We start from the raw sequence: 24,083 nt of genomic DNA on the forward strand, positions 1-24,083 counted from the left end.
GATGAGCGAGACCTTGACCACCACACCGGATCTCGGGGCCGACGCCGACACCGCGGCGGAGGCCTTCGGGCCGAGCGCCCGGGCCGCCGAGCGCGGGCTGCTGCGCTTCGCCACCGCCGGGTCCGTCGACGACGGCAAGTCGACGCTGGTCGGCCGGCTGCTGCACGACTCCAAGTCGGTGCTCTCCGACCAGCTGGACGCCGTCGAGAAGGCCTCGGACGCCCGCGGTCTCGAGTCGCCCGACCTGTCGCTGCTGGTGGACGGCCTGCGTGCGGAGCGGGAGCAGGGCATCACCATCGACGTGGCGTACCGCTACTTCGCCACGCCCACCCGGACCTTCATCCTGGCCGACACCCCCGGCCACGTGCAGTACACCCGCAACACCGTCACCGGTGCGTCCACCGCCGACCTGGTGGTCATCCTGGTGGACGCCCGCACCGGCGTCGTCTCGCAGACCCGGCGACACGCCGCGGTCGCCGCGCTGGTCGGTGTCCCGCATCTGCTGCTCGCGGTCAACAAGATCGACCTGGTCGATTTCGACGAGGCGGTCTTCGACCGCATCGCCGCCGACTTCGACGTCTACTGCCGGGATCTGGGCATCGGCGAGGTCACCGCCATCCCGGTGTCCGCGCTGCACGGCGACAACATCGTGACCCGCTCGGACCGGATCCCGTGGTACCGCGGGCCGAGCATCCTCGAGCATCTGGAGCAGGTGGACCTCGAGCACCCGGAGGCGGAGTCGCAAGGGCTGCGGTTCCCGGTGCAGTACGTGATCCGCCCGCGGTCCGCCGAGCACCCGGACTACCGCGGCTACGCGGGCCGGGTGGCCGCCGGTGTGGTGCGCCCCGGTGACCGCGTCGTGGTGCTGCCGGAGGGCCGCACCACCACCGTCACCGGCATCGACACCGCCGACGGGGCACTGGATTCCGCGACCGTCGGCGACTCGGTGACGCTGCTGCTCGCCGACGACGTCGACATCTCCCGCGGTGACCTGCTCGCCGCGGTGACCGACGCGCCGGAGACGGTGTCGTCGTTCACCGCCACCGTGACCCAGCTGGCGGAGAAGGGCCTGCGGCCCGGGATGCGGGCACTGCTCCGCTACGGCACCGTGTCGGCACCGGTCATCGTGCAGGACATCGCCCACCTGCTCGACATCGATGCCCTGACCCCGCAGCCGGCGCCGGATGCGTTGTCCCTCAACGACGTCGCGCAGGTGGAGCTGCGGCTCGCCCGCCCGCTCCCGGTCGAGGACTTCCGTCCCGGCGGGGCCGTGGGCTCGCTGCTGGTCATCGATCCGGCCGACGGCACCACGCTGGCCGTCGGCATGGTGGGCGACCGCCGGGCCGCGCTGCGCCCGCACGCCGGCTCCCGCCGGGTGGTGCAGAAGGACGGCACCGTCACCGACGGCAGCGACACCTCCTCCGCCCCCGCGGCCGACGGGCGATGTCGCCCCGCTGCCGATCCCGTCGACCCCACCCCGCTCGCTGTCGCCGCCACGGCGACCGACTCCGACAGCTTTCCCACCCCAGGCCCCTGAGGCCGCCTCGCTCCTGCGCCCCATCGACGGGGCGCCGAAAGGCACTGTCATGACGCTCCTCCCGTCCCGCCGATCCCTTCGCAGAGCCGCTGCCGGCCTCGCGACCGCCGCCCTGGCCGCGACCGTGCTCGCCGCCTGCGGGTCGTCCGACGCCGGCACCGGGGGGAGCTCCGCCGCCGGCAACGCCTCCGCCCTGCGCCTGGGTTACTTCGCCAACGTCACCCACGCCGCTGCCGTCCTCGGCGTCGCCGACGGCGAGTTCCAGACCGCGCTCGGTGACACGAAGCTCGAGACCCAGGTGTTCAACGCCGGTCCCGCCGCCATCGAGGCGCTCAATGCCGGGTCCATCGACGCCGCCTTCCTCGGGCCCAGCCCGGCCATCAACTCCTACGTGAAGTCCTCCGGGGCGTCGCTGCGCATCGTCGCCGGCGCCACCGCGAATGGCGCGTCGCTGGTGGTCAAGCCGGAGATCACCTCGGTGGAGCAGCTCAAGGGCAAGAAGATCGCCACCCCGCAGCTGGGCGGCACCCAGGACGTCGCGCTGCGGAAGTACCTGTTCGACAACGGGATGAAGGTGCAGACCAACGGCGGCAGCGACGTCGACGTGGTCAACCAGGACAACTCGCAGACCCTCGACCTGTTCCGGGCCGGCCAGGTGGACGGCGGCTGGCTGCCGGAGCCGTGGGCGTCGCGGCTGGTGATCGACGCCGGCGCGACCGTGCTCGTGGACGAGACGAAGCTGTGGCCGGACGGGCAGTTCCCGACCACCATCCTGATCGTCGCCAAGTCCTACCTGGACGCGAACCCGACCGTGGTGGAGAACCTGATCAAGGGTGAGCTCGCCACCATTGCCACCATCGAGAAGGACCCCGCGGCCGCGTCCACCGCCATCAACAAGGCGATCGGCGACCTCACCGGCAAGCCGCTCTCGGACGAGGTCATGGAGCGGTCGTTCGCGAACATCGTGATCACCCCGGACCCGCTCGCCTCGACCTACCAGGCCCAGGGTGAGCACGCGGTCGACGCCGGTCTGCTCAAGACCGCGCCGGACGTGAACGGCATCTTCGACCTGCGCATCCTCAACAAGGTGCTCACCGCGGACGGCGAGAAGGCCGTCAGCGCCGGCGGACTCGGACAGGAGTAGTACCGATGACGATCGTGCTCGACGCCGGGGAGTCCTCCCCGCAGTTCCACCCGGACGACCCCCGCGTGGTGCCGCCGCTGCCGGAGCCGGCGGCGACCCCGCGGGTGCAACTGGACCGGGTCAGCAAGGTGTACCGCGGCTCCCGTGGCACCGTCCCGGCGCTCGACACGATCGACCTCTCGGTCGCCCCGGGCGAGTTCGTCTGCCTGCTCGGCGCGTCCGGCTGCGGGAAGTCCACCCTGCTGAACCTGATCGCCGGGCTGGACAGGCCGAGCGCGGGCACGGTCACCGCCGAGGGCAGGCCGGCGCTGATGTTCCAGGAGTCGGCGCTGTTCCCGTGGCTGACCGCGGGTCAGAACATCTCGCTCGCGCTCAAGCTCGCCGGGGTGGCCCGGTCCGACCGGCCCGGCCGGGTGGAGGAGCTGCTCGAGCTGGTCCGGCTGCCGGGCACCGCGTCCCGCCGGGTGCACGAGCTGTCCGGCGGGCAGCGGCAGCGGGTCGCGCTGGCCCGTGCGCTGGCCCAGGACGGCAGCGTGCTGCTGATGGACGAGCCGTTCGCGGCACTGGACGCCATCACCCGGGACGTCATGCACGACGAGCTCACCCGGATCTGGAAGCGCACCGGTTCCAGCGTGGTCTTCGTGACCCACAACGTCCGCGAGGCGGTGCGTCTCGGCCAGCGCGTGGTGCTGCTGTCCTCGCGTCCGGGCCGGATCGTCGGCCAGTGGGCGGTCGACATCGCCGGCCCGCGGACCATCGAGCACCCCGAGGTGGCCGGCCTGGCCGCGGAGATCACCGTCCGGCTGCGGGAGGAGATCGCCAGTCATGCCCGCACCCGCTGACCTGTCGAAGACCGGCTCGGACACGGTGACCGAGGAGCAGGTCGAGCGCGAGGACACCGCCGCCGTCGGCGCCGGTCTGGATGCGCTGGAGCAGCAGGTCGACACCCGGCCGCCCGCGTGGCGCCGGTTCCTGTCCGGATTCTACCCGCCGGTCATCGCGCTGCTGGTGCTGCTCGGCGTCTGGCAGATCGCGTACCTGCAGAAGTGGAAGCCGGACTACGTGCTGCCGTCGCCGGCCAGCGTGTGGGACAACTTCATCTCGATGGTGGCCGACGGCCAGGCGTTCTCGGTGATCTGGACGTCGGTGAGCCGCGGCCTGATCGGGTTCGCGGTGTCGGTGCTGCTGGGCACCGTGCTCGGCCTGCTGATCTTCCAGATCCGTTGGCTGCAGCGGTCCATCGGCCCGCTGCTGACCGGACTGCAGTCGCTGCCGTCGGTCTCGTGGGTGCCGATGGCGGTGCTCTGGTTCGGCCTCACCGACTGGGCGATCTACGCGGTGGTGCTGCTGGGCGCCGTGCCCTCGGTGGCCAACGGTCTGCTCGGCGGCATGAACACCGTGCCGCCGCTGCTGTCCCGGGTCGGTACCGTGCTCGGGTTGGGCCGGATCGGGCTGATGAAGGACGTGCTGCTGCCCGCGGCGCTGCCCGGCTACCTCGCGGGCCTGCGTCAGGGGTGGGCATTCTCGTGGCGGTCGCTGATGGCCGCCGAGCTGATCGCCACCTCCACCTCGCTCGGCCTGGGCCTGGGCCAGCTGATGGACCAGGGCCGGTCCCTGCAGGACCCGCCGACCATGTACACCGCGCTGATCCTGATCTTCCTGGTCGGCATCGGCATCGAGCTGCTGTTCTTCCGGCCGGTCGAGCGGTCCATCCTGCACCGGCGCGGACTCACGCCCACCCGGTGACCGGGCCGGCGCTCATCGGCCTCGCCCACGGCAGTCGCGACCCGCGGGCCGCGGCAATGGTGGGTGAGCTGATGGCGGCGGTCGGTGCGCTCCGCCCCGGGCTGGTCGCCCGCCCGGCGTTCCTCGAGCTGTCCGAGCCCGGGCTGCTGCCGGTGGTCCGGGAGACCGGTCCGGCGGTGGTGGTGCCCCTGTTGTTCGGCGAGGCCTTCCACGCCACCGCCGACGTCCCGGACCAGGTGGCCGCCGCGCGCGCGGAGACCGGTGCGGCACTGACGATCTCGGCCGTGCTGGGCACCGGGGACGAGGTGCTGGAGGCCCTGCAGGTGCGCGCGGCCGAGGCCCGCATCGACGACGCCCGGGACATCCTGTTGCTGGCCGTCGGCTCTTCGCACAGCACCGCCAACGCCGCCGTCGAGCAGATGGCGGCCCGCTGGTCGGCACGCCGGACCGGCGCCGTGCGCACCGGTTTCGCCACCTGCGCGCCGCGCGCCGAGGACGTGCTCGACCGGCTCGACCGGCCGGGGATCGTCCCGCTCTTCCTCGCCCCGGGCCTGCTGCTGGACAAGGTGCTGCGGCACCCGTCGGCCGCCGGCTGCCCGTTCGCCGCACCACTGGGCACCGGGCTGGCGGCCCTGGTGCTCCAGCGGTACGACGAGGCGCTCGCGGGTTCCTGAACGTCCTGGGTCGCAGCCCGTGTTCAGCCGAGCACGCTGCCCTGCTGCCAGTCGGCCCAGGAGATGTTCCAGTCGCCGTAGCCGTCGGTGGGGTGCAGCTCCGTGGAAGTGCCCTTGACCACGACGACGTCGCCGTAGCTGAAGTTGTCGTAGAACCACTGCGCTGCTTCGGGATTGATGTTGATGCAGCCGTGCGAGACGTTGCGGACGCCCTGGTCGTCGACCGACCACGGTGCCGAGTGCACGAAGATGCCGCTGTTGGACAGCCGCACCGCCAGCGGGATGGAGCTGTCGTAACCGAGGTCGGCATCCACCGGCAGCCCGTAGGTGGCCGAGCTCATCTGCTTCACCTCGTACTTCTCCTGCACCACGTAGATGCCGGACGGGGTGACGAAGGAGATCTCCTCACCGTCGGAGCCGGTGGTGGTCTGGTTCATGCCGAGGGACACCGGCACCGTGTCGGTGACCTTGCCGTCGACGGTGATGACCATCTGCTTGGTGGCGTCGTCGATCTCGGCGATCCTCGCCGGTCCGACGGTGACGTTGAGCGTCCGGTCGGTCTCGCCGTACGCCCCGCCGCCGAGGTCGACCCCGTAGATCTTCGCCTCGACGGTGAGTTCTGTGCCCTTCTTCCAGTACGCCTTCGGCCGGTAGTGCAGGGTGCGCTCGTCCCACCAGTACCAGGCACCCTCCTGCACCGGGTCGGAGGTGACGGTGAGCGCCCGCTCGGCGGCGGCCTGGTCGGCCGGGGCCTTGTCGAAGATGACCACCATCGGCTGCCCCATGCCGATCGTCTTCAGCTCCGGGTTCGGGAAGAACGACGGGTAGATCGTCTCGGCCGGCTCCAGGGTGGTGAACGTGACCGCCACATCGGCGTCGTCGGCGCCGGTCTCGCTGCCGACGGCGGTGCCGGTGATGGTGTACTCACGGCCGTAGCCGAGCACCTCGGCAGAGGTCCAGGTGCGCTTGTCCGCGGACAGCGTGCCCTTCACCTCCTTGCCCTCCGGGTTCCGCATCACCAGGTCGGTGAAGGTGCCATCGGCGACGGTCACGGTCACCGGCTCGACGGGGGAGACGTCGACGGCGCCCGCCTCCGGGACGGTGGTGACCACCGGCTGGACGATCTCCGGCGTGCTGGAGCTGGTGGTGCTCGCTGTGGTCCCCGCCGACGCGCTGCTACCGGACGTGGTGGTCCCGGAGCCGGGTGCGGTGGTGCCGGGACCGGTGGTCGAGGTGACCGTCACGGCCGCCTGCTCGCCGCCGGAGGTGCAGGCGGCGGTCAGCGCGGTGGCGGCCAGGGCGGCCAGGAAGGAGCGGCGGGGGACCGCGGAGCGGACGGCGCTGCTGCTGGTGCGGGGGTGGTGGGTCATGGCAGGTGCGCTCCTCGGCGCACGGCGGAGCTGGGGGTCGAACGGAGCAGGGACGGGTGTCCCGTCCCTAGACCCTCGACACGCAGAGCGCGAGTCGACCGGTGGAGCGCGGTGGGCCGCGCCGGCCACGGAGCAGCAGCAGCGCCGACATCGCCGGCGGGCGCGGCGTCGTGGTGATCACCCGGAGCAGGGCGAGTGCGCCGGCGGAGAGCCCGACGACGAGCAGCATGGTGCAGCCGCTGAACATCTGCCGGTGGCCGGGGCAGTGACCGCCGGGGCGGTCGTCGACCTGCGGGGCTGTCGGGGTCGTGGAGCGCACCGCGGTGCCCGGGACGGCGGACCCGGCCGGGCCGGTGACGGCAGCCGGAGCTGCGGTGGCTCGCAGGGCAGTGCCGGAGACCGCGGCCGCATGGCCGAAGAGCACGTGCCCGACCACGACCAGCCCGAAGAGCAGCACCGCCGACAGCGGCGCGGCAGCGCGCCGTGGGTGGCGGCCGGTCACGGGCACGGTCGGGGCTCCTCGGGGGTGTGCAGCCTGTCAGGTCCCCGCCATTCTGACGGGCGGGGTGTTCGGATCGCGTTCGCGCCGGTGGACCGCCGCAGCGGTGGGAACAGGACGGGCACAGCGTCAGACGGCGTTCGCGCGGCGCGCGCGGAAGGCCGCCACGTTGGTGCGGTTCGCGCAGCCCGTGCTGCAGAAGCGCCGGGACCTGTTGCGGGACAGGTCGATGTGCACGTCGGTGCAGTCGGTGGCGGCGCAGACCAACAGCCGGCCGAGCTCGTCGAGGCGGATCACGTCGACGATCGCCATGGCGGCCTCGACCGCCATCCGGTCGGCGAGCGGCGCCTCCGCCCGGGTGGCGTGCAGGTGGTAGTCCCATTGGTCGTGCCGGACCAGCTGCGGCAGTGCCCGGAACTCGGCCAGCAGCTCGTTGACCATGTCGACGGCGGCGTCCCGGTCCTGGCCCCAGAACACCTCGAGCCGCGGCCGGAGCGCCTGCACCGCAGCCAGTTCCGTCTCGTCGTGATCGCGCCGGCCGGTCCAGCCCCAACGGTCGACGAACGTGTCCAGGCCGGCGACGTCGGGCAGCAGGTCGGTACCGGACGGATCCCGCCCGGTGTTGACCAGCGCCGCGGCCGACTCCAGGGCGTACTCCGTGTCGTGCGGGAAGACCACTGCACTTCCTTCCGGTTCGCCGCCCAGCGTACCGGGCGGGCCGATCAGCAGCCGGTGCCCGCGGCGCCCGTCCGACGGTCGTCGCACCAGGCGCCGGCACGGCGCCGGCTCCCGCGTCGGCCGACCCGTCCCGACAGGTGGAACCGGCCGGACCGGTCTAGCCTGACCGGATGTGGACGGCACGCCGGCGATGAGTCCCACCGAGGGGGACGCAGCCCCGGTCGCTGTCGGTGGCCTGGACCGGGCCGCGACCATCCTCGACGCCTTCGACGCGCACCACCGCGAGCTGACGCTGGCCGCCCTCGTGGCCCGATCGGGGCTGCCGCGGTCCACCACCCACCGGACCGCGGAGCGGATGATCCGGCTCGGCTGGCTCGACAAGCCTGCCGATCGCTACCGGATCGGCAACCGCATGTCCGAGATCTCCGTGCTGGCACCGGCTCGGCAGGAACTCCGGGAGGTGGCACTGCCGTTCCTGCACGACCTCTACGCCGCTGTCCGGATCTGCGTGCAGCTCGGGGTGTTGGACGGTGACCGGATCGTGGTGGTGGAGCGGATCTCCGGCCACCGGCCGATGCCGATGCTCTCCCAGGTCGGTGGGACGGTGCCGGCGCACTGCTCCGGGTTGGGCCGGGCGATCCTGGCCTACGCAGATCCTGCGGTGGTGGACCGGGTGCTGGCCGCCGGATTGTCGGCGCGCACCAGTCGCACCATCGTCACCGAGAACGCGTGGCGCCGGGAGCTGGCCGCGGTGCCGGACCGGGGGTGGGCCTGCGATCGCGAGGAGGGCGACATCGGGGTCAGCTGCATCGCCGCACCCCTGTTCGGGCCGGCGGGCGAGGTGGTGGCCGCGCTATCGGTGACCGGGCCCAGTGCTGCGGTGCGTGCGGACCGCGTCGGGCCTGCTGTCCGGCTCGCCGCCGCAGCTGCCTCGCGTGCGTATTCCGGTCGCGGCTGACCCGTCCCGCTTCCCTTGCCCCGGACCTGCCGAAGACGGTGCAGCCGAGAGGATCTGATGCCGCCGAGGCGGACTCCACCGGCGTGCGCCGACCTCGGCTGACCGAGGGTGTGTCATGACCAAAAGCGACTTGACTCCTTTCATTGGCCGCGTTAGCGTCGCATCATGCCGGGGATCGTGGATCGCAGGGCCGTCACCGGGGTGCTGCTGGCGCTCCTGTCGGCGGCGACCTTCGGCACCTCCGGGAGTTTCGCCGCCTCGCTGATCGCCGCCGGTTGGACGCCCGGCGCCGCGGTGACCTGGCGGATCTGCCTGGCCGCCGCGGTGCTCACCGCGCCGGCGGTGGTCCAGATGCGTGGCCGCTGGCGGGATCTGGTGGCCCAGTGGCGGGTGGTCGTGCTCTACGGCCTGCTGGCCGTGGCCGGCGCGCAGCTGTTCTTCTTCAATGCCGTCGCGCACCTGTCGGTCGGGGTGGCCCTGCTGCTCGAGTATCTCGGGGTGCTGCTGGTCGTCGGCTGGCTGTGGCTGCGGCACGGCCGTCGGCCGCAGCGCCTCACCGTGCTTGGCGCGGCGCTGGCGATCGTCGGGCTGGTGTTGGTGCTCGACCTGACCGGTGCCCAGCGGGTGGATCCGGTCGGAGTGTTCTGGGGTCTGGCGGCCGCGGTCGGCCTGGCCGCCTACTTCCTGATCTCCTCCCGCACCGAGGACGGTCTGCCGCCGCTGGTCACCGCGTGGGCCGGGCTCACCGTCGGCGGGATCGTGCTGGTGGCCGCGGCGATCGCCGGGATCGTGCCGTTCGCCGCCCCCCGGGTGCAGGTGGAGATCTTCGGCGGTTCCGCTCCGTGGTGGGTGCCGGTGCTCTGCCTGTCGCTGGTGGCGGCGGTGATCGCCTACATCGCCGGGATCGGCGCCGCCCGGCTGCTCGGCCCGACGGTGGCCTCGTTCCTGGGGCTCATCGAGGTGCTGGCCGCCGTGCTGTTCGCCTGGCTCATGCTGGGTCAGACCCCGGTCGCGATCCAGATCGCCGGTGGTGTGCTGATTCTCGGCGGCGTGGTGCTGGTGCGGATCGACGACCTGCGCCGGGACCGGCTCACCGCTCGTGAGCCAGCAGCCACTCCTTGACAGGCAGTCCCCAGCGGAACCCGCCGAGGGTGCCGTCGGTCCGCAGTACCCGGTGGCACGGCACGAACAGCGCGGCGGCATTGCGGGCGCAGGCCGATGCCGCGGCGCGGACGGCGGCCGGACGCCCGCTGCGCGCGGCGTAGTCGGTGTAGGTGATCGGCGTGCCGGCCTTCACCGTGCGCAGGACGTCCCAGGCGTGCTCCAGGAACTCGCCGGAGTGCTGGCGCACCGGGATGTCGTCGATCGCACCGAGATCCCCGTTGTGGTAGGCGATCACGGCGGCAACGGCGGCAGATCCCGGGCCTTGCCGCTCGATCGGCTCCAGCACGTCCGGCCGGATGGATGCCGCGATCAGCGGCAGCAGGGTGCCGGTGTCGGCGGTCCAGCCGGACGCGAGGACCGTGCCGGTGTCGTCGGTGACGACGGTGAACGGGCCGGTCGCGGTGTCCACGGTGGCGGTCAGGCCGGTCGTGGGTGCGGTGCGGGTGGGGCTCATGCGGGGACTCCTTCGATGGCCGCCAGCCACAGGTGCAGGCCGGCGTAGGAACGGAACGGGCGCCACTGCTCGGCGTGGGCGAGCAGGGCAGGTGGTCTGTCGGGCAGGCCGAGCGCGATCGCACCGCGCTGCATGACCAGGTCGCCGCCCAGCAGCACATCGGGATCACGCAGCAGGCGCATCGCCATCAGGTTGGCCGTCCACGGACCGAGCCCGGGCAGCGCCACCAGTGCGGGCACGAGTTCCTCGGTGCGGCAACCGGTGTCGATGACCAGGTCACCGGCGGCGATCAGTCCGGAGGTGTGGATGACCGTCCGGGCACGCCGGCCGGGACCGGGGATGTCCTCCGGGGTGAGTGCGGCCAGGTCGGCAGGTGCGGGGAACAGGTGGGTGATGCCGTGGGCGGCGCCGCGCAGGGTCTCCGGCAGCTCCCGGCCGGCGCGGACGGTGAGCTTGCCGAGCGCCGCCCGGGCGGCGGCCAACGAGATCTGCTGCCCGAAGAGCGCGCGGACCAACATCTCCGGACCGTCGACGGAGCCGGGGACGCGGACGCCGGGCCGCTCGCGGACTGAGGCGGCCAAGAGCGGGTCGGCGCCGAGCACCTCGTCGACGGCCTGCGGGTCGGCGTCCGCGTCCAGCAGCCTGCGGCAGCGCTCGACGGCCGGCACCAGGTCGGAGAGCTGCTCCAGGTGCAGGGTGGCCCGGACCACCGGCGGCGCCCCGGGATCGGGGAGTTCGAGGCGGACCACGCCCGCCCCGGCCGGCAGCCGCAGGGACCGGCTGTAGACCCGGCCGAGGACGGTCTCCACACCCGGAACGTGCTCCTTCGCCAGGAACCACAGCAGCCGGTCGGTGTCGAACGGCGCGCGCACCGCCAGCCGCAGGGTCAGCGACCCGGACTCGCCGGTGGTCTCCGGTCGCTTGCGGGCGCGCAGTGTCGTCGGGTCGGTGTCGTAGACCTCCTGCACCGTCTCGTTGAACTGGCGGATGGAGGAGAACCCGGCCGCGAACGCGATGTCGGACATCGGCAGGTCGGTGGTGGTCAGCAGGATCCGGGCGGTGTTGGCGCGCCGCGCCCGGGCCAGCCGCAGCGGCGGGGCGCCCACCTCCTCGGTCAGCAGTCGACCCAGGTGGCGGGCGGAGTAGCCGAGTCGACCGGCCAGACCGGGAATTCCTTCCCGGTCGACCACGCCGTCGTCGATCAGTCGCATGGCTGCGCCGACGGTGTCGGCCCGGAGGTTCCACTCCGGTGACCCGGGGGCGGCATCGGGCAGGCAGCGGCGGCAGGCGCGGTACCCGGCGGTCTGCGCCGCGGCGGCGGTGGGGTAGAAGGTCACGTTGTGCCGCAACGGGGTTCGGGCCGGACAGCCCGGCCGGCAGTAGATCCGGGTGGTCCGTACCGCGGTGACGAACTGACCGTCGAACCGCGTGTCCCGGGACATCACGGCCCGGTAGGCGACATCGGGATCGGTGAACATGTGGGCCAGCCTGCCACCGTCGGCGGCCGGGCACCGGCGGTTTTCGGACACGGCGGTCCGGTGGACCGGTACCGCTCCCGGGCCAGGAGTACCCGGGCGCCGTGGCAGGGTGGGGGCCATGACGACACCGCCCACCCGCTGGGAGCTCGAGTACACCGGCGACAACTGGGAGGCCTACCGGGCACGGTTCGAGAAGCTCTTCGAGATCGGCACCGACGTCGAGGGGGAGGCCCGGTTCGTCGACGCGCTCTGCGAGCGCGGCGCCGCAGTTCTGGACGCCGGCTGCGGCACCGGCCGGATCGCCGCGGCGCTGCACCGGCTCGGCCACCGGGTGGCCGGGGTGGACAAGGACGCCGGCCTGATCGAGGTCGCGCAGGGGCGCTACCCGGGCGTGAACTACCTGGCCGCCGACCTGCTGGCGCTGACCGCCGCCGACCTGGCCGAGGTGGGTGCACCCGAGGCGTTCGACGTCGTGGTGCTGCCCGGCAACGTGCTGGTGTTCGTCGCGCCGGGGACCGAGCGTGCCGTGCTGGCCAACCTGGCCGGACTGCTGGTGCCGGGCGGCCGGCTGGTCGCCGGGTTCGCCACCGACCGCGACTACTCACCGGCCGACCTGCGCGCCGATGCGCAGGCCCTGGGCCTGCCGCTCGAGCACTCCTTCGCCACCTGGCAGCTCGACCCGATGACCGACGACGCCGGCTGGACCGTCGTGGTGCTCCGCCGTCCGCAGGACTGGGTCGCGCCGGCCTGACGCGGGGTCCGGCTCGGTACCCCGAGTGACCTGCACCGGCGGGGACAGCCCCGGGCTGCACCTAGACTGACCACCCGTGAGTCTCACCCTAGGAATCGTCGGCCTGCCCAACGTCGGAAAGTCGACCCTGTTCAACGCGTTGACCCGGTCGGACGTGCTCGCGGCGAACTACCCGTTCGCCACCATCGAGCCCAACGTCGGCGTGGTGCCGCTGCCGGATCCGCGGCTGGACGAGCTGGCGAAGATGTTCTCCTCGGTCAAGATCGTCCCGGCCACGGTGTCGTTCGTGGACATCGCCGGGATCGTCAAGGGCGCGAGCGAGGGTGCCGGTCTGGGCAACAAGTTCCTGGCCAACATCCGGGAGGCGGACGCGATCTGCCAGGTGGTCCGGATCTTCGACGACGGGGACGTGGTGCACGTCGACGGTCGGATCGACCCGCTCGCCGACGTCGAGACCATCAACACCGAGCTGATCCTGGCCGATCTGCAGACCCTGGAGAAGGCGGTGCCGCGCCTGGAGAAGGAGGCGCGCAACGCCAAGGACCGCAAGCCGGTGGCCGACGCCGCCGCGGCTGCGGTCGGCATCCTCGACTCCGGGCGCACGCTGTTCAGCGCGCGCAAGGACATCGATCTGCCGCTGCTCAAGGAACTGTCGCTGATGACGACGAAGCCGTTCCTCTACGTGTTCAACGCCGACGAGGGCGTGCTGACCGACGACGCCCGCAAGGCCGAGCTGACCGCGGCGGTCGCACCCGCGGACGCCGTCTTCCTGGACGCGAAGGTCGAGTCCGAGCTGCTGGAGCTGGACGAGGAGTCGGCCCGCGAACTGCTGGAGTCCGTCGGCCAGCCGGAGCCCGGCCTGCACACCCTGGCCCGCGCCGGTTTCCACACCCTGGGTCTGCAGACCTACCTGACCGCCGGCCCCAAGGAGTCCCGGGCCTGGACCATCAAGCAGGGCGCCACGGCCCCGCAGGCCGCCGGCGTCATCCACACCGATTTCGAGCGCGGCTTCATCAAGGCCGAGATCGTCGGCTACGACGACCTGATGGCCGCCGGCTCGATGGCCGCGGCCAAGGCCGCCGGCAAGGTCCGCATGGAGGGCAAGGAGTACGTCATGGCCGACGGTGACGTGGTGGAGTTCAGGTTCAACGTGTAAGACCGCAGATCAGAGGGCTAGTCGGCCCCTCCGTCCGCAGTAGCGGAAGCCATCAGCCCGGCCGCCGCGGCCCGGGTGCGGTCCTCCGCCTTCCGCCACAGATGGCTGTACGTCGACAACGGGACTCTCGCCGACGCGTGCCTTCTATGTGGCGCCGGTGACGGTGCGGATCGCGGATTCGAAGCATCCGGCGTTCCCGCGGCCTGGCGTTCCCTCCGGCCGTTCCGCCTGGACATCGCGGCCACGTCGACGGCGCAGGCTCGGGCGGCGGCGGAGAAGGAGCTGACCCGCCGGTCGTCGTTGGTCCGTCAGGTGCGGTTCACATGCCTGCCGGACGCGAGTCGGACACGATGACCCTGACGCGCCCGGAGGGGCGGAGGTGCTGCAGATCCAGCAGGTCACCTACCCGATGTCGGTCGGCGAGCCTCAGCAAGTCACCTGCGCATCCACCCGACCGGACGAGAACTTCCAGCCACGACCTACGAGGACGCCGCCCGCCGGATCCTCGGCGCGATCCCGCCGAACCAGCCGCAGATCCGCATGTGCACCTGCAAGAGCATCTACTGCGTCGCCGGCGCCGCAGGCATTCGACGTGGACGATCACCGCCGACTTCGGTGCGGACGGCTCGGTGGTCGAGGTCCGCGTCGGCCAGATGCTTCTCGGTACGGATCAGCTCACACTCCCTCAGATCGAGTTCTCCCGGTCGACCGCAAGAACACTCACGCTAGGTCTGCAGAACTATCCTCACCCGGAGCGGCCGAGCACCCCTTGATCGGAGGCTCTGGGTTCCCAGTACCCAGGGTGTGAGCTTGAGGAATCAGCTTGCCCGGGAGTCACTAGGGTCCTAATGTTGAAGACATCTGTGACATGTGGCTCGCGATGTGCTAGGGGCCTGAGTTGATTGGACACGTGCTCCATATGGAAGTTCTGAACGCAGCTGACGTTACCTCGGCTGAGCTCGAGAAGCTTGATTCCTGTATCCGGCGCCTGCCGAGGGGCTCCGCGCTGGGCGCGGCACTGACCCTCTTGACCGACAGCATGAGGTCGGGGCAGGACCTGACCTTCTCGGCAGATGACACTCAGTTGACTCCAGCTCAAGCCGCGAAGATCCTGGGGATGAGCCGAGGTCACCTGTACAAGCTTCTGGATAGCGGGATCATTCCGAGCACTCACGTTGGCAGGGACCGCCGGTTGAAGTTGAGCGAAGTAGGGGAGTACGCCAAGTCTCGTCAGCGGGATCAGGCGCTGCTCGCGGAGCGCTTCGCTCATGCCGACCGGGACAGGCAGCGCCTCCTTCGATCGTTGCTGGACTCGTGACCTGATCTTCGATGCGAGTTTCGGTGTGGACCCATGCATACTTGGCAGATGCTGGCCCGCGCCCGCCCCACCATCCGTTGCCTTGAGGAGTACTTGACGGATGGCTGGGAGGATGTCTCACACCTTCGGCTGACCCGGTCGGTGAATGTTGGAAGCGCGGCCCTGCCCAACCTGCCTGACCTCGCACACCCTCTGATTCGCCATGCTGCCGCAGTCTTTCGCAATGGTCATAGCGATGACGAAGGCGGCGTCGCGCGGGAGAGCATCACAGGCTTGACTGATCCACCCTTCTGGAAGGTCAAGACTGGACGGTGGCGCGGGGCCGTCTGGCAGGATCCGGAATCGGGCGACTTTTGGCTGGTGGCGGGAGGCCTTCGCCGGGAAAACGAAGCAGAAGACTTCTACAAGGCCTTTATGCGAGCCATCTCGGCCGGCGGAAGCGCACCGTTTCTCCCCAGTGCCGACGACCGTGCTCGAGCTAAGTACGAGACCGTGGCGGCCAGTCTGCTTGAGTGGGAGCTCGAATTGCAGCGGGCGGTGATCGAAGCGGTCGAAGCCGCACTGACTTCCCCGCAGAAGATCTCGATCGCCGACGTGGTTGGCGATCGAGCCGTCGCGACGGTCACTCTGTCTGTCGAGACAGTGGATATGGGAGAGGCAGAGGGCCTGCTGTCCGAGCTGACCCTTGAAGTCGCTACTCTCGACTTCGCGTCAGCTGAATTGATTGCTCGGGCCGAGATTGTGATCATGACTGCCTTATGCCCTTACGAGCAGGACTGGACCGCCGGACACACTGGGTCGGAGCACGTCTACTCGTTGCTCGAGACTCAGGACGCGTTGCTTGCACGGATGTCGACAGCGGCCATTGGTCGCCCCGGGGAAGTGATCGCAGGGACGATCTCTCACTATGCTGACGCAGCCGCCATTGGCGACGGTAGTGTGCAGGGTACAGCTGTCCGGGCGCTATGTGGTGTGCATTTTGTTCCGAGACAGGACCACGCGCCCATGGAGGTCTGTGGGTCGTGCGCGGAGCTTGTTGAACTGATGCGGCTCAAGACCACGTCGGGCGGTGGACCACCCGCTCTGTGAACGCACGACCTATCGGTGGCGTCTGGACCTCGGTAGTGGGGAAGCACACGCGGATCACGGGCGACTCAATCACAGGTCGGGTGAGACCGTTACGGTCAGCTGAAGTCTTCGACGGTCAGGACCTCGTCCTTGCCAACCAAGATGGGTCCGCCACGCGCCACGCCCCGAGTCCTCGTGCAAACCAGGAATGCCCGCGACTCGAGGATCACCAAGACGATCGCGCGCGAGCGAGGCTCAGGACATCCCACCTCTGCTTCGTAGAGAACTCCCGCATGCTCGTAACGGAGGCGAAAGATTCTTCGGTCCGTCACGTCCCAGCCGCTGTCGGCCGCGAAGTCTCGAGTGGCACCCCAGACATGTTCAGCCATCTCAGGAGTGTCAGCAGCGGGCACGAAGAATTTCGGCATACCGCAGATGCTGCCGTTTGCCGGGCCGGAAACAAAGCAACTCAGCCCGGGAGGTCTCTACGCCGGCGGGTCCGGCTCGAGGTCGTACGTGACAGGCCGAGGATCACGTCGATGTCGTCCGACGCGACTGTCAATGGCCAGGTGGAAGTCCCCGCTGGTGGCCAGGGTTGGTCCCCACCTCTGCTGTCGTTGGTGTTCAGGTGTTCGTGGTGGCCTCCCGGTGGTGTCGGGCGTCTTTCATGCGGTGGGATTCGCCGTTGGTGACTACGACGGTCGCGTGGTGCAGGAGCCGGTCGAGGATGCTGACGGCGGTGGTCTGTTCGGGTAGGAAGTGTCCCCATTGTTCGAAGGGCCAGTGGGAGGCGATGGCCAGGCTGCGGCGTTCGTAGGCGGCGGCGACGAGGCGGAACAGGAGCTGGGTTCCGGTGTTGTCCAGGGGTGCGAAGCCGATCTCGTCGATGATGAGCAAGTCGTTGCGGGTGAGGTTCTCGATGGTTCTGCCGACGGAGTTGTCAGCCAGGCCGCGGTAGAGCTGTTCGATGAGATCGGCTGCGGTGCAGTACTTCACCTTCATCCCGGTGGTGGCGGCGGCGTGGCCCAGAGCGATCAGGGTGTGGGTTTTGCCGGTGCCGGGTGGTCCGATGAACGCCAGGTTCGACCGGCTGCGGATCCATTCCAGGGTGGCCAGGTGGTGGAAGGTGTTGGCCGGGATCGAGGACGCGGCGACGTCGAACGTGTCCAGCGTCTTGGTCACGGGGAAGGTTGCTGCTTTGAGCCGGTTGATGGTGTTCGAGGCGTCGCGGGCGGCCAGCTCGGCGTCGATCAGGGTGCGCAGCAGCTCTTCCGGGGTCCATCGTTGGGTCTTCGCGGTGAGCATCACCTCGGCGGCGATGCCGCGGATCCTGGCCAGTTTCAGCCGCCGCAGCCCGGCGGCGAGATCGGCCGGCAGGTCCGGGGAGATCGGGGCCGGCGGCGGTGTGGACGTGGTGGTCCCCGAGGCGGTGGCGGCCGCCCGGCCGGTGCCTGTTCTGGTGCCGGTCATGGTGTGGGAACTGTTGCAGTAGTGCTGGTGTGGCCGGTGATCGCGGCGGTGTTGTAGTCGGCCAGCGACCTCATCGTCGCGACCGGGAGGTCAACGACGAGGGCGCCGCCGGCCGGGACGGGGGTGGGTGCGCTGGTGCCCGCGGCCAGGATCGAGCGGACGTCGGCGGCCCGGAACCGGCCGAAGGCCACCGCCCGGCCCAGCGCGGCCAGCAGCTGCTCGGTGCCGTGCGCGGCGCCCAGGGCGAGCAGGACCTCGAGCTCGGCGCCCAGGCGGGTGTTGCCGATCGCGGCGGCGCCGACCAGGAACGCCTCGGCCGGCCCGCCGAGGTCGCAGAACCGCTTCTCGGCCTCCGAGCGTGGCCGCGGCGCCCGCGACGGGGCGGTCCGGGGCGTGTCGTAGTGGGCGTCCAGGACCGACACCTGCCCCGGGGCCAGCAACGGGTGATCGGCCAGCACCTGACGGCCGGCCGGGTCGGTGATGGCCAGCCGCCCACCCGCGGGGATCAGCCGGACCTGCCGGCCGATCATCGCGGTGGGCACCGAGTAGCGGGCGGAGGCGAACCGGACGCAGGAGAGCCGGTCGACCTTGCGGATCACCGGCGCCGGACCGAACTCCAGCCGCAGGGACGGCAACGGCCGCAACACCTCTCGCTCCACCAGGAGCCGCTCGTCGGGGACCGCGGCGATCTCGGAATGGGTGCGGGCGTTGACCTCGGCGCACCACCGGCGGGCCGCGTCGTTGGCCTCGTGCACTCCGACCTGGCGGCCGGCCGGTTCGGCGCCGGTCAGCAACGGCACCACCAGGTCCCGTTGGCAGTAGCCGACCAGGTGCTCCACGATGCCTTTGGACTCCGGGTCATGGGCGTGGCAGAAGTCCGGGGTGAACCCGTAGTGCGCAGCAAAGCGCACGTAGTCCGGTGTCGGCACCACCAGATTCGCCACGACACCGCCCTTGAGACACGCCATCCGGTCGGTCAGCAGCTTCCCCGGCACCCCGCCGACCGCGTGCATCACCTCGGCCAGCAGCCCCATCGTGGTGGCCGCCCGCTCGTCGGCGGCGAAGGCGACGAACCGCCATCGCGACCATGCCAGCACCGCGCAGAACAGGTGCAGACCCGGCGCCACCATCGACCAGTCGAACACCAAAAACCCGCCCGGCTCCCACACCGCCGGCCGACGACCCCGGTGATTGTGGCTGCGCCACAACGCTTTCTGCTCAGCGACAAGCCGGCGGAAGTTCCTCGCCGACCCGCCGTAACCGGCCGCCTGAGCCACCGGCAACAACCTCTTCGCCGAGATCCGCCCCTTGGAAGAGGCGACCTTCCCGGCCACCAGATCGGTCACCGACTCGAAGTTCTTCGACCTCGCCCGGACCCTCGGCCGGCCCGCCGCCGCGGCCTCCGCACGCTCGATCACCCGGCGGACGGTCTTATGGGTCGTGGCACACAACACGGCGGCACCACGATAGGTGCCCACCTCTCGATACGCGGAAATGATGTCCATCTCTTCCCTCGCTGACAACATGAAGATCCCCTGGGCGGTCCGGTGACTGGTTGGCACCGCCACCGTCACCGCCCAGGGCCCTCACAACCGGAACCGACACGACGAGAGACAGCAGGTGGGGACCTCAACTGGCCAAAACCGGGGACCTCAACTGGCCACGAACGGGGACCTTCTCATGGCCACGGACAGCGACCGCCTTCGGCTGCACCGGCAGGGCCGCGGTGTTGTCTGGGCGACGTGCTCCGGCAGGAACCGACGCTGACGGCGCTTCCCCCGGTGGAAGCCGAGCATTCCCTCCGCGTTTAGCCGCGCCACCTGCTCGTCGGTGATGCCCAGGGCCGCGCAAATCTCTGGCAGAGACCAGGTCTGCGGCAGTCCGCCTGCAGCGCCGCCGGTCACCTGCAGTTGACCTCGGTGATCTTCGCGCTGCGGTTGCCACTGCCTCGCCCGACGGTGCCCATCACCAGCTGCCCGCGTTCGCCGGGGCTCAGGCCACTCAACGTGCCGTTGGTCCAGTCGGTTGCCACGCCGCCGGTAGAGATCGAGATCTCGACATACAGACCGCTCGGGCACCCGTACTCCGAGAACACATCCAGGCCCCAGCAACTGTCGTAGTAGCCGCAGCTGAACGTGCCCTTGCTGGCCCACTTCACCCACATTCCGCCGCCCGCAGACTTGAACCCGGCGGGCGCCGGTGACTTGGTCGGTGACGTCTTCGTCGTCATCGGGGTCGTCTGATAAAGCATGTCCGGTGCCGTGGTGGCAACCTCGGCCGCCTGCACAGCTGCACCGGATCCCGACCCCGCCGACGGCTGATTGTTCTTACTGGTCGCGACTCCGATCAGCGAGATGATTGCCACGACTGCCACGACGCTGACGGCGACCAGGGCGACGATCAGGTTTCGCTGGACTTGCTCCGGGCTTCGGTTCCGCCTATGGCCAGAAGGTGCGACGGGATCCGGTTCGGTCCAGTGCAGCGGCTCGTTCGACGGCGACGTCATGGTCCCCCCAGGGCATCAGTGATCAGGCGACCGCAGTATCCGGGCAGGAGACCGACCCAGGTCGGCAGTTCGGACCGATTCACCCGACCGGGGTTGCAGATCGTTTGAGCCCCCTGTTGCTATGGGCATCCAGTTCCGCAGCGGTTCCGTTCCTCCCGGGGATGAACGACCGTCAGGCTCCGCCGGTTGACCGACTACAGCCGGCGGGGCCGCCTCCGTCACGCGTCCGGGTACGACTCGACGTGCTGGTCCAGCGACACGACCGACACGGACAGCCGCGCGTTCTTCGGCGGCCGGCCGTCCGGTCCCTTCACCTGCACAGTCGCTTCGCCCGGATCTCGCCCCGGTTGATCGCCCGCCGGATCTCCGACTCCGACAACGACGACAAGCGGGCCGCGTCGACCAGGTCCACCCAGAGAGGACGCATCGACACGACTCTGCCGTTCCAGGAGTTAATCTCAGTCATGGTCAACCTGACCATGACTGTCCGTGGGTACGAACCAGCCCGCACGCCCTCAGATCGAGTTCTCACGGTTGAGCGTGGGAAGGGCCAGTCACCAGCTGGTTGATCAAACCCTCGAGCTTCGATCGCAGCAGCTCGTTGTTGGAGTAGGCCGGCCTCTGGGTGATCGGCAGTGGAACCTCGGTGCCATCGTCGGAGACGAGCACCAACCGCAGAGTCTCGTCCTGGCCGAAGATGAGGTTCGGTGTCGGAATCTCATCAGGGCATGCCACCACCCGGACTGCCTTGATCGACTGCCGAGAGATCACGTCGGCCCGGTAGGTGTCGCTAGCGTGCAGGTTGGCGAAGGCGAGCACGATGGACTTCGGTGTGAGCACGGTGAAGACCAGGTTCTCGTCGGCGTCGACGCCGGCCGTCACGTACTCGACCTCTCCCGGGTCGCTGCCGATCAAGTAGTAGGCCGCGGAGAGTGCCCCGCGGACCGAGCTACCGAGCGGCCCGGTCCTGCTGCTGAGCACGCTGTTGACGTCCTCGTCGTCGCTGCAGTTGCGGAGGGAATCGAGCAAGACTCGGAGGGTTTCGTTCGGGCCAGTCACCATGACCGTGATCATGCCCCCGTCCGCAGTGCGTCCCGCAGCAGATCCATCCGGTGTTTGACGCTGCCAATCTCGCCTGTCGCATCGCCGCAGGTCAGCCAACCGCAATCGCGCTCAGTGCTGCTAGCTAACCTGAGGGAGTAGTTCCGCATCAACGTGTGGTTGATCCGGTATGAGCGTTCAGGACAGCTCCGGAAGGCATGTGCGAGCAACACGCTGTCGTTGTGGTGTCTTCTCGAGCCGGAAGGTGAGCCAGGAGCAGTCTTCCCGTGCGCCGGGCGATTCGCGTTTGCATGCCCAGTCCCAATCCCGAGCGCGGTTGCCGAGAGCGGGACTGGTCGTTGACTACTCACTGAGTACTCAGTAATGCTGTGCCTTATGAGTGAGCGTTCCGATCGACGAGTTGAACTCGAACTGACCCAGGCTGACGCAGCCCGCTCGGCTGGTGTCTCGCTGGCGACTTGGCGACGCTGGGAAGAGGATCCCGCCGCGGTCAGTGCCAAAACGAGGGTCGCCTGTGAGGGCGCCTTGAAAGGCATGTCTGAGCTGGAGCGAAGGTCATTGAAGTCTGCCGGGGCCTTCGTCGAGGCCTGGGTGGACTCGCATCGGCTCACACCGCGCCAGGCATACGCGATTGCCGTCGAGCTGGGCACGTGGATTGACACCGACATCGGTGAGTGGCTCCAGGATCCGAGCGAGCCACTTCACGACGTTGCTCCTTTCGATCGCTTCGATCTGCGCGTCATGATGCTGGTGGGCGACAGCCGGGCTTGGGCGGAAGCAGTTCGGCAACGTTGTCGAGTCCTCTATGACGAGGTCGAAGCCGGCACGCTCCCTTTCGACCGTCCAGGCCCCCTCATCGACGAGGTCCTGATCGGAGCAGCTCTGGACGGGGCGCGTACCTGGTTGCAGGACATGCCTGAACTCTTCGAGCGGATTCCTCGGCGGGATTCGGTCGATGATGACGACGACGAAGTGGCGAGTGTGATCGGAGACGACGACTGGAGCGTTGTCTCGGACATTTTCGACGACGAGTGTTGTTGGGACGAATGGGAAGTGCCACTCCTACGCGGTCACCCCCTGTTGCCAGCAGTTCTGGCAGAACGTCACCCGTTCCGCTGGTTTGACGTTGTAGAACCGACCGGAGCCGGCTATCTGCAGAGACTGACCGGGATGGTTGTAGATGACTGAGTTCCACGCGACCGAAAGGCTCGCAAAGCGTGAGCGCCCGGCAACTGCACCGCTCGACAATGCGCCGCGGTTGCGACTGCCGCTACCGTGGTCTCGTGGACGGGGTGGTGAGGGTGACACAGATTCGGGATGAGGCGGACGCCGGTTCTCGCCACGATGTGACCGTCCCGCCATCCGAGCACAGGGTGAACAGGGCGAAGATCAACAACCTGTCGAGCGCGGCTCGAACCCGCTACGCCAACCTTCTTGAACGTCTGGGCCACTGACAGGTGAATGTGTGAAGGCGTCGGTGATGCCGTGAGCAGCCATCGGAGTGCCATCGACAAAGTGCTGGCGGGTAGCGATCCCTACGATCTGCTCGGCCAGGACGATCAGGTGCTCGTCCGCGAGGAATGGGCCCGCCGCGCGGCTGCTGTCCGGTGTCAGCTGGACTACGCGGCGGAGTTCGGTGCGGCGGGCGAGCGGTGTGCGGAGATCGACGACGCCGGCAATGTGGTGGATCCGGCCGTGAATGGTCGTGCTGCTGACGACCAGAGCTGGCTGAAGAGCACCACGTGATCAGGTCCATCGGGTTGGCGATGGTCAGCCACCATCCGGACGGTGAGTGTCCGGATCCCGCTCTACAGTGCCGGGCATGACAGAGCTCGGAGCTGACTGGCGGGTGCTGGACGGGGTGGCGACGGCGTGGTTCGGCACGTCGTCGCTGACCGAGGGAGCGGCGCTGGCCGGCCGGATCGTGCAGATCTCGGCTGACTGCGCGATCGACATCCGGGCCACCGGAGTTCGGGTACGGCTCGTTGATGGTGCGCACGCGGCGGCGGTCTCCGAGCTGGGCCTCGCCGCAGATCCGTCCGTGCTGCAGGTGGTCGGCGTCGTGTTGGAGGCGTCGGACCCGGCTGCGGCGCAACAGTTCTGGCAACCGGTGCTCGACTACGTCGACGAGCCCACCGGCGGCCTGGTGGACCCGCTGCGCCGTGATCCCGACCTGCGGATCCGGCAGTCGGGCGAGGCGCGGCCGCGGCGCGGACGGATCCATCTCGACGTGGTGCGGCCGTCCGAGGTGGTGGCTCGGGTGAGTCCCGGCGAGCCGTCCGGACCGTACGGGGTCCGGCATGCGGACCCCGACGGCAACGAGGTGGACCTGGTGCCGGGCGATCCGCTCGGCGACGGCCCGGGCACGGCCGACTGGCAGGTCGTCTTCGCCGCGATGGCCTGCTATCGCGTCGACTCACCCGAACAGCAGGTGCAGCTGGCCGTCGCGGCAGCGAGATGTGCTGATGTGGCAGAATTCCCGCTGCTGATCGACCTCCGGCCCGGGCTGGTCGTGATGGACAGCGGCAAGGACCAGGCGGATGCCGATGCGCATGGCCTGGACCTCGACTTCTCCGACCTCGCCGTCGCCCTGCAGGCGGCCGCCCGCGATCTCGGCGCCATCGCGGACCCGGCGCAGCCGCGCTTCGTGCAGCTCTTCCTCGACGCCGCCGAAGTGCCCGCGGTCCGCGCATTCTGGACAGCCGCGCTCGGCTACGTCCACGACCGGAGGACCGGCACCACCGACATCCTCGATCCGCTCCGGCTGAACCCGGAACTGGTGTTCCAGGAGCTCGACGCCTCGGACACCGAGAGGCGAGAGCAGCGAGGTCGGCTGCACCTCGAGCTCGCAGTGCCTGCGGACATGCTGACGGCCCGGGTGGACGTCGCGGTGGCCGCCGGCGGTCGGGTGCTCGAGGAGTCCGTAGACCGGTGCCGGGTCGCCGATCCCGAGGGCAACGAGCTGGTCGTCATCGGGAGACGCTGAGCCCTTGGACCTGGTCAGATTCGGCCGAGTGCTGATCGGCTCTGACAGAACCATCCTGCATTCG

24 protein-coding genes are annotated in these 24,083 nt (G+C 69.7%); 15 read left to right on the top strand and 9 right to left on the bottom strand.

Going from position 1 to position 24,083, the window contains the following annotated elements; genetic code table 11:
• The first annotated feature begins 1 nt into the window (after position 1).
• Genes GIS00_RS02790 through GIS00_RS28770 form a run of 5 tightly spaced genes read left to right on the top strand, consistent with a single transcriptional unit; the run spans position 2 to position 5,101 of the window.
• Positions 2 to 1,537: a sulfate adenylyltransferase subunit 1 gene (locus tag GIS00_RS02790; RefSeq protein ID WP_154766855.1), complete on the top strand. Its 1,536-nt coding sequence runs from the start codon at positions 2 to 4 to the stop codon at positions 1,535 to 1,537.
• Between the two features lie 49 nt (positions 1,538 to 1,586).
• Positions 1,587 to 2,681 (top strand): ABC transporter substrate-binding protein, encoded by a 1,095-nt coding sequence (locus GIS00_RS02795; protein WP_154766856.1) that lies wholly within the window; start codon positions 1,587 to 1,589, stop codon positions 2,679 to 2,681.
• Between the two features lie 5 nt (positions 2,682 to 2,686).
• Positions 2,687 to 3,523 carry an ABC transporter ATP-binding protein gene (locus GIS00_RS02800; RefSeq protein ID WP_154766857.1) on the top strand — a complete coding sequence of 279 codons (837 nt, stop codon included), beginning with the start codon at positions 2,687 to 2,689 and terminating at the stop codon, positions 3,521 to 3,523.
• Positions 3,507 to 4,427 (top strand): ABC transporter permease, encoded by a 921-nt coding sequence (locus tag GIS00_RS02805; protein ID WP_154766858.1) that lies wholly within the window; start codon positions 3,507 to 3,509, stop codon positions 4,425 to 4,427. The genes GIS00_RS02800 and GIS00_RS02805 overlap by 17 nt, the downstream gene beginning before the upstream one ends.
• The gene (locus GIS00_RS28770) at positions 4,424 to 5,101 is read left to right on the top strand and encodes a sirohydrochlorin chelatase (protein WP_154766859.1); all 678 of its coding nucleotides are present in this window, start codon (positions 4,424 to 4,426) and stop codon (positions 5,099 to 5,101) included. Before GIS00_RS02805 ends, GIS00_RS28770 begins: the two co-directional genes overlap by 4 nt.
• 23 nt (positions 5,102 to 5,124) lie before the next feature.
• Here the strand turns inward: GIS00_RS28770 and GIS00_RS02815 are convergent, their stop codons facing one another.
• From GIS00_RS02815 to GIS00_RS27180, 3 genes are all read right to left on the bottom strand, one after another.
• Positions 5,125 to 6,471, bottom strand: a complete 1,347-nt coding sequence (locus GIS00_RS02815; protein ID WP_154766860.1) for a L,D-transpeptidase — start codon at positions 6,469 to 6,471, stop codon at positions 5,125 to 5,127.
• Positions 6,472 to 6,538: 67 nt separating this feature from the next.
• Positions 6,539 to 6,979: a hypothetical protein gene (locus GIS00_RS02820; protein WP_154766861.1), complete on the bottom strand. Its 441-nt coding sequence runs from the start codon at positions 6,977 to 6,979 to the stop codon at positions 6,539 to 6,541.
• Between the two features lie 120 nt (positions 6,980 to 7,099).
• A complete protein-coding gene (locus GIS00_RS27180; protein WP_322097398.1) occupies positions 7,100 to 7,648 on the bottom strand; it encodes a CGNR zinc finger domain-containing protein in 549 nt (182 codons plus the stop codon).
• Positions 7,649 to 7,838: 190 nt separating this feature from the next.
• Between GIS00_RS27180 and GIS00_RS02830 the strand changes: the two genes are divergently transcribed.
• Both GIS00_RS02830 and GIS00_RS02835 read left to right on the top strand, forming a co-directional pair.
• Complete coding sequence (locus GIS00_RS02830) at positions 7,839 to 8,606, top strand: IclR family transcriptional regulator (RefSeq protein WP_154766863.1); 768 nt, start codon at positions 7,839 to 7,841, stop codon at positions 8,604 to 8,606.
• Positions 8,607 to 8,771: 165 nt separating this feature from the next.
• Positions 8,772 to 9,728, top strand: coding sequence for an EamA family transporter (locus tag GIS00_RS02835; protein WP_154766864.1), 957 nt, complete (start codon positions 8,772 to 8,774; stop codon positions 9,726 to 9,728).
• On the opposite strand, the gene GIS00_RS02840 is transcribed toward GIS00_RS02835, so the two are convergent.
• Entirely contained in the window at positions 9,697 to 10,224 is a 528-nt protein-coding gene (locus tag GIS00_RS02840) for a methylated-DNA--[protein]-cysteine S-methyltransferase (protein WP_154766865.1), read from the bottom strand. The genes GIS00_RS02835 and GIS00_RS02840 overlap by 32 nt on opposite strands.
• Positions 10,221 to 11,702 carry an AlkA N-terminal domain-containing protein gene (locus GIS00_RS02845; RefSeq protein ID WP_154766866.1) on the bottom strand — a complete coding sequence of 494 codons (1,482 nt, stop codon included), beginning with the start codon at positions 11,700 to 11,702 and terminating at the stop codon, positions 10,221 to 10,223. The genes GIS00_RS02840 and GIS00_RS02845 overlap by 4 nt, the downstream gene beginning before the upstream one ends.
• Positions 11,703 to 11,820: 118 nt before the next feature.
• Here GIS00_RS02845 and GIS00_RS02850 point away from each other — a divergent pair, with 118 nt between their 5' ends.
• The 4 genes from GIS00_RS02850 (at position 11,821) to GIS00_RS02865 (ending at position 16,016) form a co-directional block, all read left to right on the top strand.
• Positions 11,821 to 12,453, top strand: coding sequence for a class I SAM-dependent methyltransferase (locus tag GIS00_RS02850; protein WP_154766867.1), 633 nt, complete (start codon positions 11,821 to 11,823; stop codon positions 12,451 to 12,453).
• A 76-nt stretch (positions 12,454 to 12,529) separates the two neighbouring features.
• Positions 12,530 to 13,609 (top strand): redox-regulated ATPase YchF, encoded by a 1,080-nt coding sequence (gene ychF, locus GIS00_RS02855; RefSeq protein ID WP_322097400.1) that lies wholly within the window; start codon positions 12,530 to 12,532, stop codon positions 13,607 to 13,609.
• Positions 13,610 to 14,528: 919 nt separating this feature from the next.
• Positions 14,529 to 14,927, top strand: coding sequence for a helix-turn-helix domain-containing protein (locus tag GIS00_RS02860; protein WP_230312729.1), 399 nt, complete (start codon positions 14,529 to 14,531; stop codon positions 14,925 to 14,927).
• Positions 14,928 to 14,975: 48 nt separating this feature from the next.
• Positions 14,976 to 16,016: a DUF3039 domain-containing protein gene (locus tag GIS00_RS02865; protein ID WP_196073090.1), complete on the top strand. Its 1,041-nt coding sequence runs from the start codon at positions 14,976 to 14,978 to the stop codon at positions 16,014 to 16,016.
• 603 nt (positions 16,017 to 16,619) lie between these two features.
• Here the strand turns inward: GIS00_RS02865 and istB are convergent.
• A complete protein-coding gene (istB, locus tag GIS00_RS02870; RefSeq protein ID WP_456094169.1) occupies positions 16,620 to 17,384 on the bottom strand; it encodes an IS21-like element helper ATPase IstB in 765 nt (254 codons plus the stop codon).
• On the opposite strand from istB, the gene GIS00_RS28620 reads away from it, so the two are divergent.
• Positions 17,293 to 17,487: a hypothetical protein gene (locus tag GIS00_RS28620; RefSeq protein ID WP_284700268.1), complete on the top strand. Its 195-nt coding sequence runs from the start codon at positions 17,293 to 17,295 to the stop codon at positions 17,485 to 17,487. The two genes, istB and GIS00_RS28620, sit on opposite strands and share 92 nt — an antisense overlap.
• Here GIS00_RS28620 and istA read toward each other — a convergent pair.
• The 3 genes from istA to GIS00_RS02885 form a co-directional block, all read right to left on the bottom strand.
• On the bottom strand, positions 17,462 to 18,991 hold the full coding sequence (gene istA, locus GIS00_RS02875) for an IS21 family transposase (protein WP_230312730.1): 1,530 nt from the start codon (positions 18,989 to 18,991) through the stop codon (positions 17,462 to 17,464). The two genes, GIS00_RS28620 and istA, sit on opposite strands and share 26 nt — an antisense overlap.
• Positions 18,992 to 19,365: 374 nt before the next feature.
• Positions 19,366 to 19,971: a hypothetical protein gene (locus GIS00_RS02880; RefSeq protein ID WP_154766871.1), complete on the bottom strand. Its 606-nt coding sequence runs from the start codon at positions 19,969 to 19,971 to the stop codon at positions 19,366 to 19,368.
• A gap of 528 nt (positions 19,972 to 20,499) precedes the next feature.
• Complete coding sequence (locus GIS00_RS02885) at positions 20,500 to 21,045, bottom strand: hypothetical protein (protein ID WP_154766872.1); 546 nt, start codon at positions 21,043 to 21,045, stop codon at positions 20,500 to 20,502.
• Positions 21,046 to 21,408: 363 nt separating this feature from the next.
• On the opposite strand from GIS00_RS02885, the gene GIS00_RS02890 reads away from it, so the two are divergent.
• The 3 genes from GIS00_RS02890 to GIS00_RS02900 all read left to right on the top strand — a co-directional run bounded on the left by GIS00_RS02890 (position 21,409) and on the right by GIS00_RS02900 (position 24,019).
• A complete protein-coding gene (locus GIS00_RS02890; protein ID WP_230312731.1) occupies positions 21,409 to 22,221 on the top strand; it encodes a helix-turn-helix domain-containing protein in 813 nt (270 codons plus the stop codon).
• A gap of 297 nt (positions 22,222 to 22,518) precedes the next feature.
• On the top strand, positions 22,519 to 22,779 hold the full coding sequence (locus GIS00_RS02895; RefSeq protein WP_230312732.1) for a hypothetical protein: 261 nt from the start codon (positions 22,519 to 22,521) through the stop codon (positions 22,777 to 22,779).
• A gap of 76 nt (positions 22,780 to 22,855) precedes the next feature.
• Positions 22,856 to 24,019, top strand: a complete 1,164-nt coding sequence (locus tag GIS00_RS02900; RefSeq protein ID WP_154766874.1) for a VOC family protein — start codon at positions 22,856 to 22,858, stop codon at positions 24,017 to 24,019.
• Positions 24,020 to 24,083 lie beyond the last annotated feature (64 nt).

The organism is Nakamurella alba (assembly GCF_009707545.1).
In the GTDB taxonomy this organism is placed as follows: Bacteria; Actinomycetota; Actinomycetes; order Mycobacteriales; family Nakamurellaceae; genus Nakamurella; species Nakamurella alba.

Bases quoted from the DNA above. Each gene is read 5' to 3' on its own strand.
- GIS00_RS02850 (WP_154766867.1), top strand. From the start codon at position 11,821: ATGACGACACCGCCCACCCGCTGGGAGCTCGAGTACACCGGCGACAAC.
- GIS00_RS02880 (WP_154766871.1), bottom strand. From the start codon at position 19,971: ATGACGTCGCCGTCGAACGAGCCGCTGCACTGGACCGAACCGGATCCC.
- GIS00_RS02795 (WP_154766856.1), top strand. From the start codon at position 1,587: ATGACGCTCCTCCCGTCCCGCCGATCCCTTCGCAGAGCCGCTGCCGGC.
- istA (WP_230312730.1), bottom strand. From the start codon at position 18,991: ATGTTGTCAGCGAGGGAAGAGATGGACATCATTTCCGCGTATCGAGAG.
- GIS00_RS02815 (WP_154766860.1), bottom strand. From the start codon at position 6,471: ATGACCCACCACCCCCGCACCAGCAGCAGCGCCGTCCGCTCCGCGGTC.
- GIS00_RS02900 (WP_154766874.1), top strand. From the start codon at position 22,856: ATGACAGAGCTCGGAGCTGACTGGCGGGTGCTGGACGGGGTGGCGACG.
- GIS00_RS02835 (WP_154766864.1), top strand. From the start codon at position 8,772: ATGCCGGGGATCGTGGATCGCAGGGCCGTCACCGGGGTGCTGCTGGCG.
- GIS00_RS02800 (WP_154766857.1), top strand. From the start codon at position 2,687: ATGACGATCGTGCTCGACGCCGGGGAGTCCTCCCCGCAGTTCCACCCG.
- GIS00_RS02830 (WP_154766863.1), top strand. From the start codon at position 7,839: ATGAGTCCCACCGAGGGGGACGCAGCCCCGGTCGCTGTCGGTGGCCTG.
- GIS00_RS02865 (WP_196073090.1), top strand. From the start codon at position 14,976: ATGCTGGCCCGCGCCCGCCCCACCATCCGTTGCCTTGAGGAGTACTTG.
- GIS00_RS02890 (WP_230312731.1), top strand. From the start codon at position 21,409: ATGAGTGAGCGTTCCGATCGACGAGTTGAACTCGAACTGACCCAGGCT.
- GIS00_RS02845 (WP_154766866.1), bottom strand. From the start codon at position 11,702: ATGTTCACCGATCCCGATGTCGCCTACCGGGCCGTGATGTCCCGGGAC.
- GIS00_RS02860 (WP_230312729.1), top strand. From the start codon at position 14,529: ATGGAAGTTCTGAACGCAGCTGACGTTACCTCGGCTGAGCTCGAGAAG.
- GIS00_RS02805 (WP_154766858.1), top strand. From the start codon at position 3,507: ATGCCCGCACCCGCTGACCTGTCGAAGACCGGCTCGGACACGGTGACC.
- GIS00_RS02840 (WP_154766865.1), bottom strand. From the start codon at position 10,224: ATGAGCCCCACCCGCACCGCACCCACGACCGGCCTGACCGCCACCGTG.
- GIS00_RS02885 (WP_154766872.1), bottom strand. From the start codon at position 21,045: ATGATCACGGTCATGGTGACTGGCCCGAACGAAACCCTCCGAGTCTTG.
- GIS00_RS02790 (WP_154766855.1), top strand. From the start codon at position 2: ATGAGCGAGACCTTGACCACCACACCGGATCTCGGGGCCGACGCCGAC.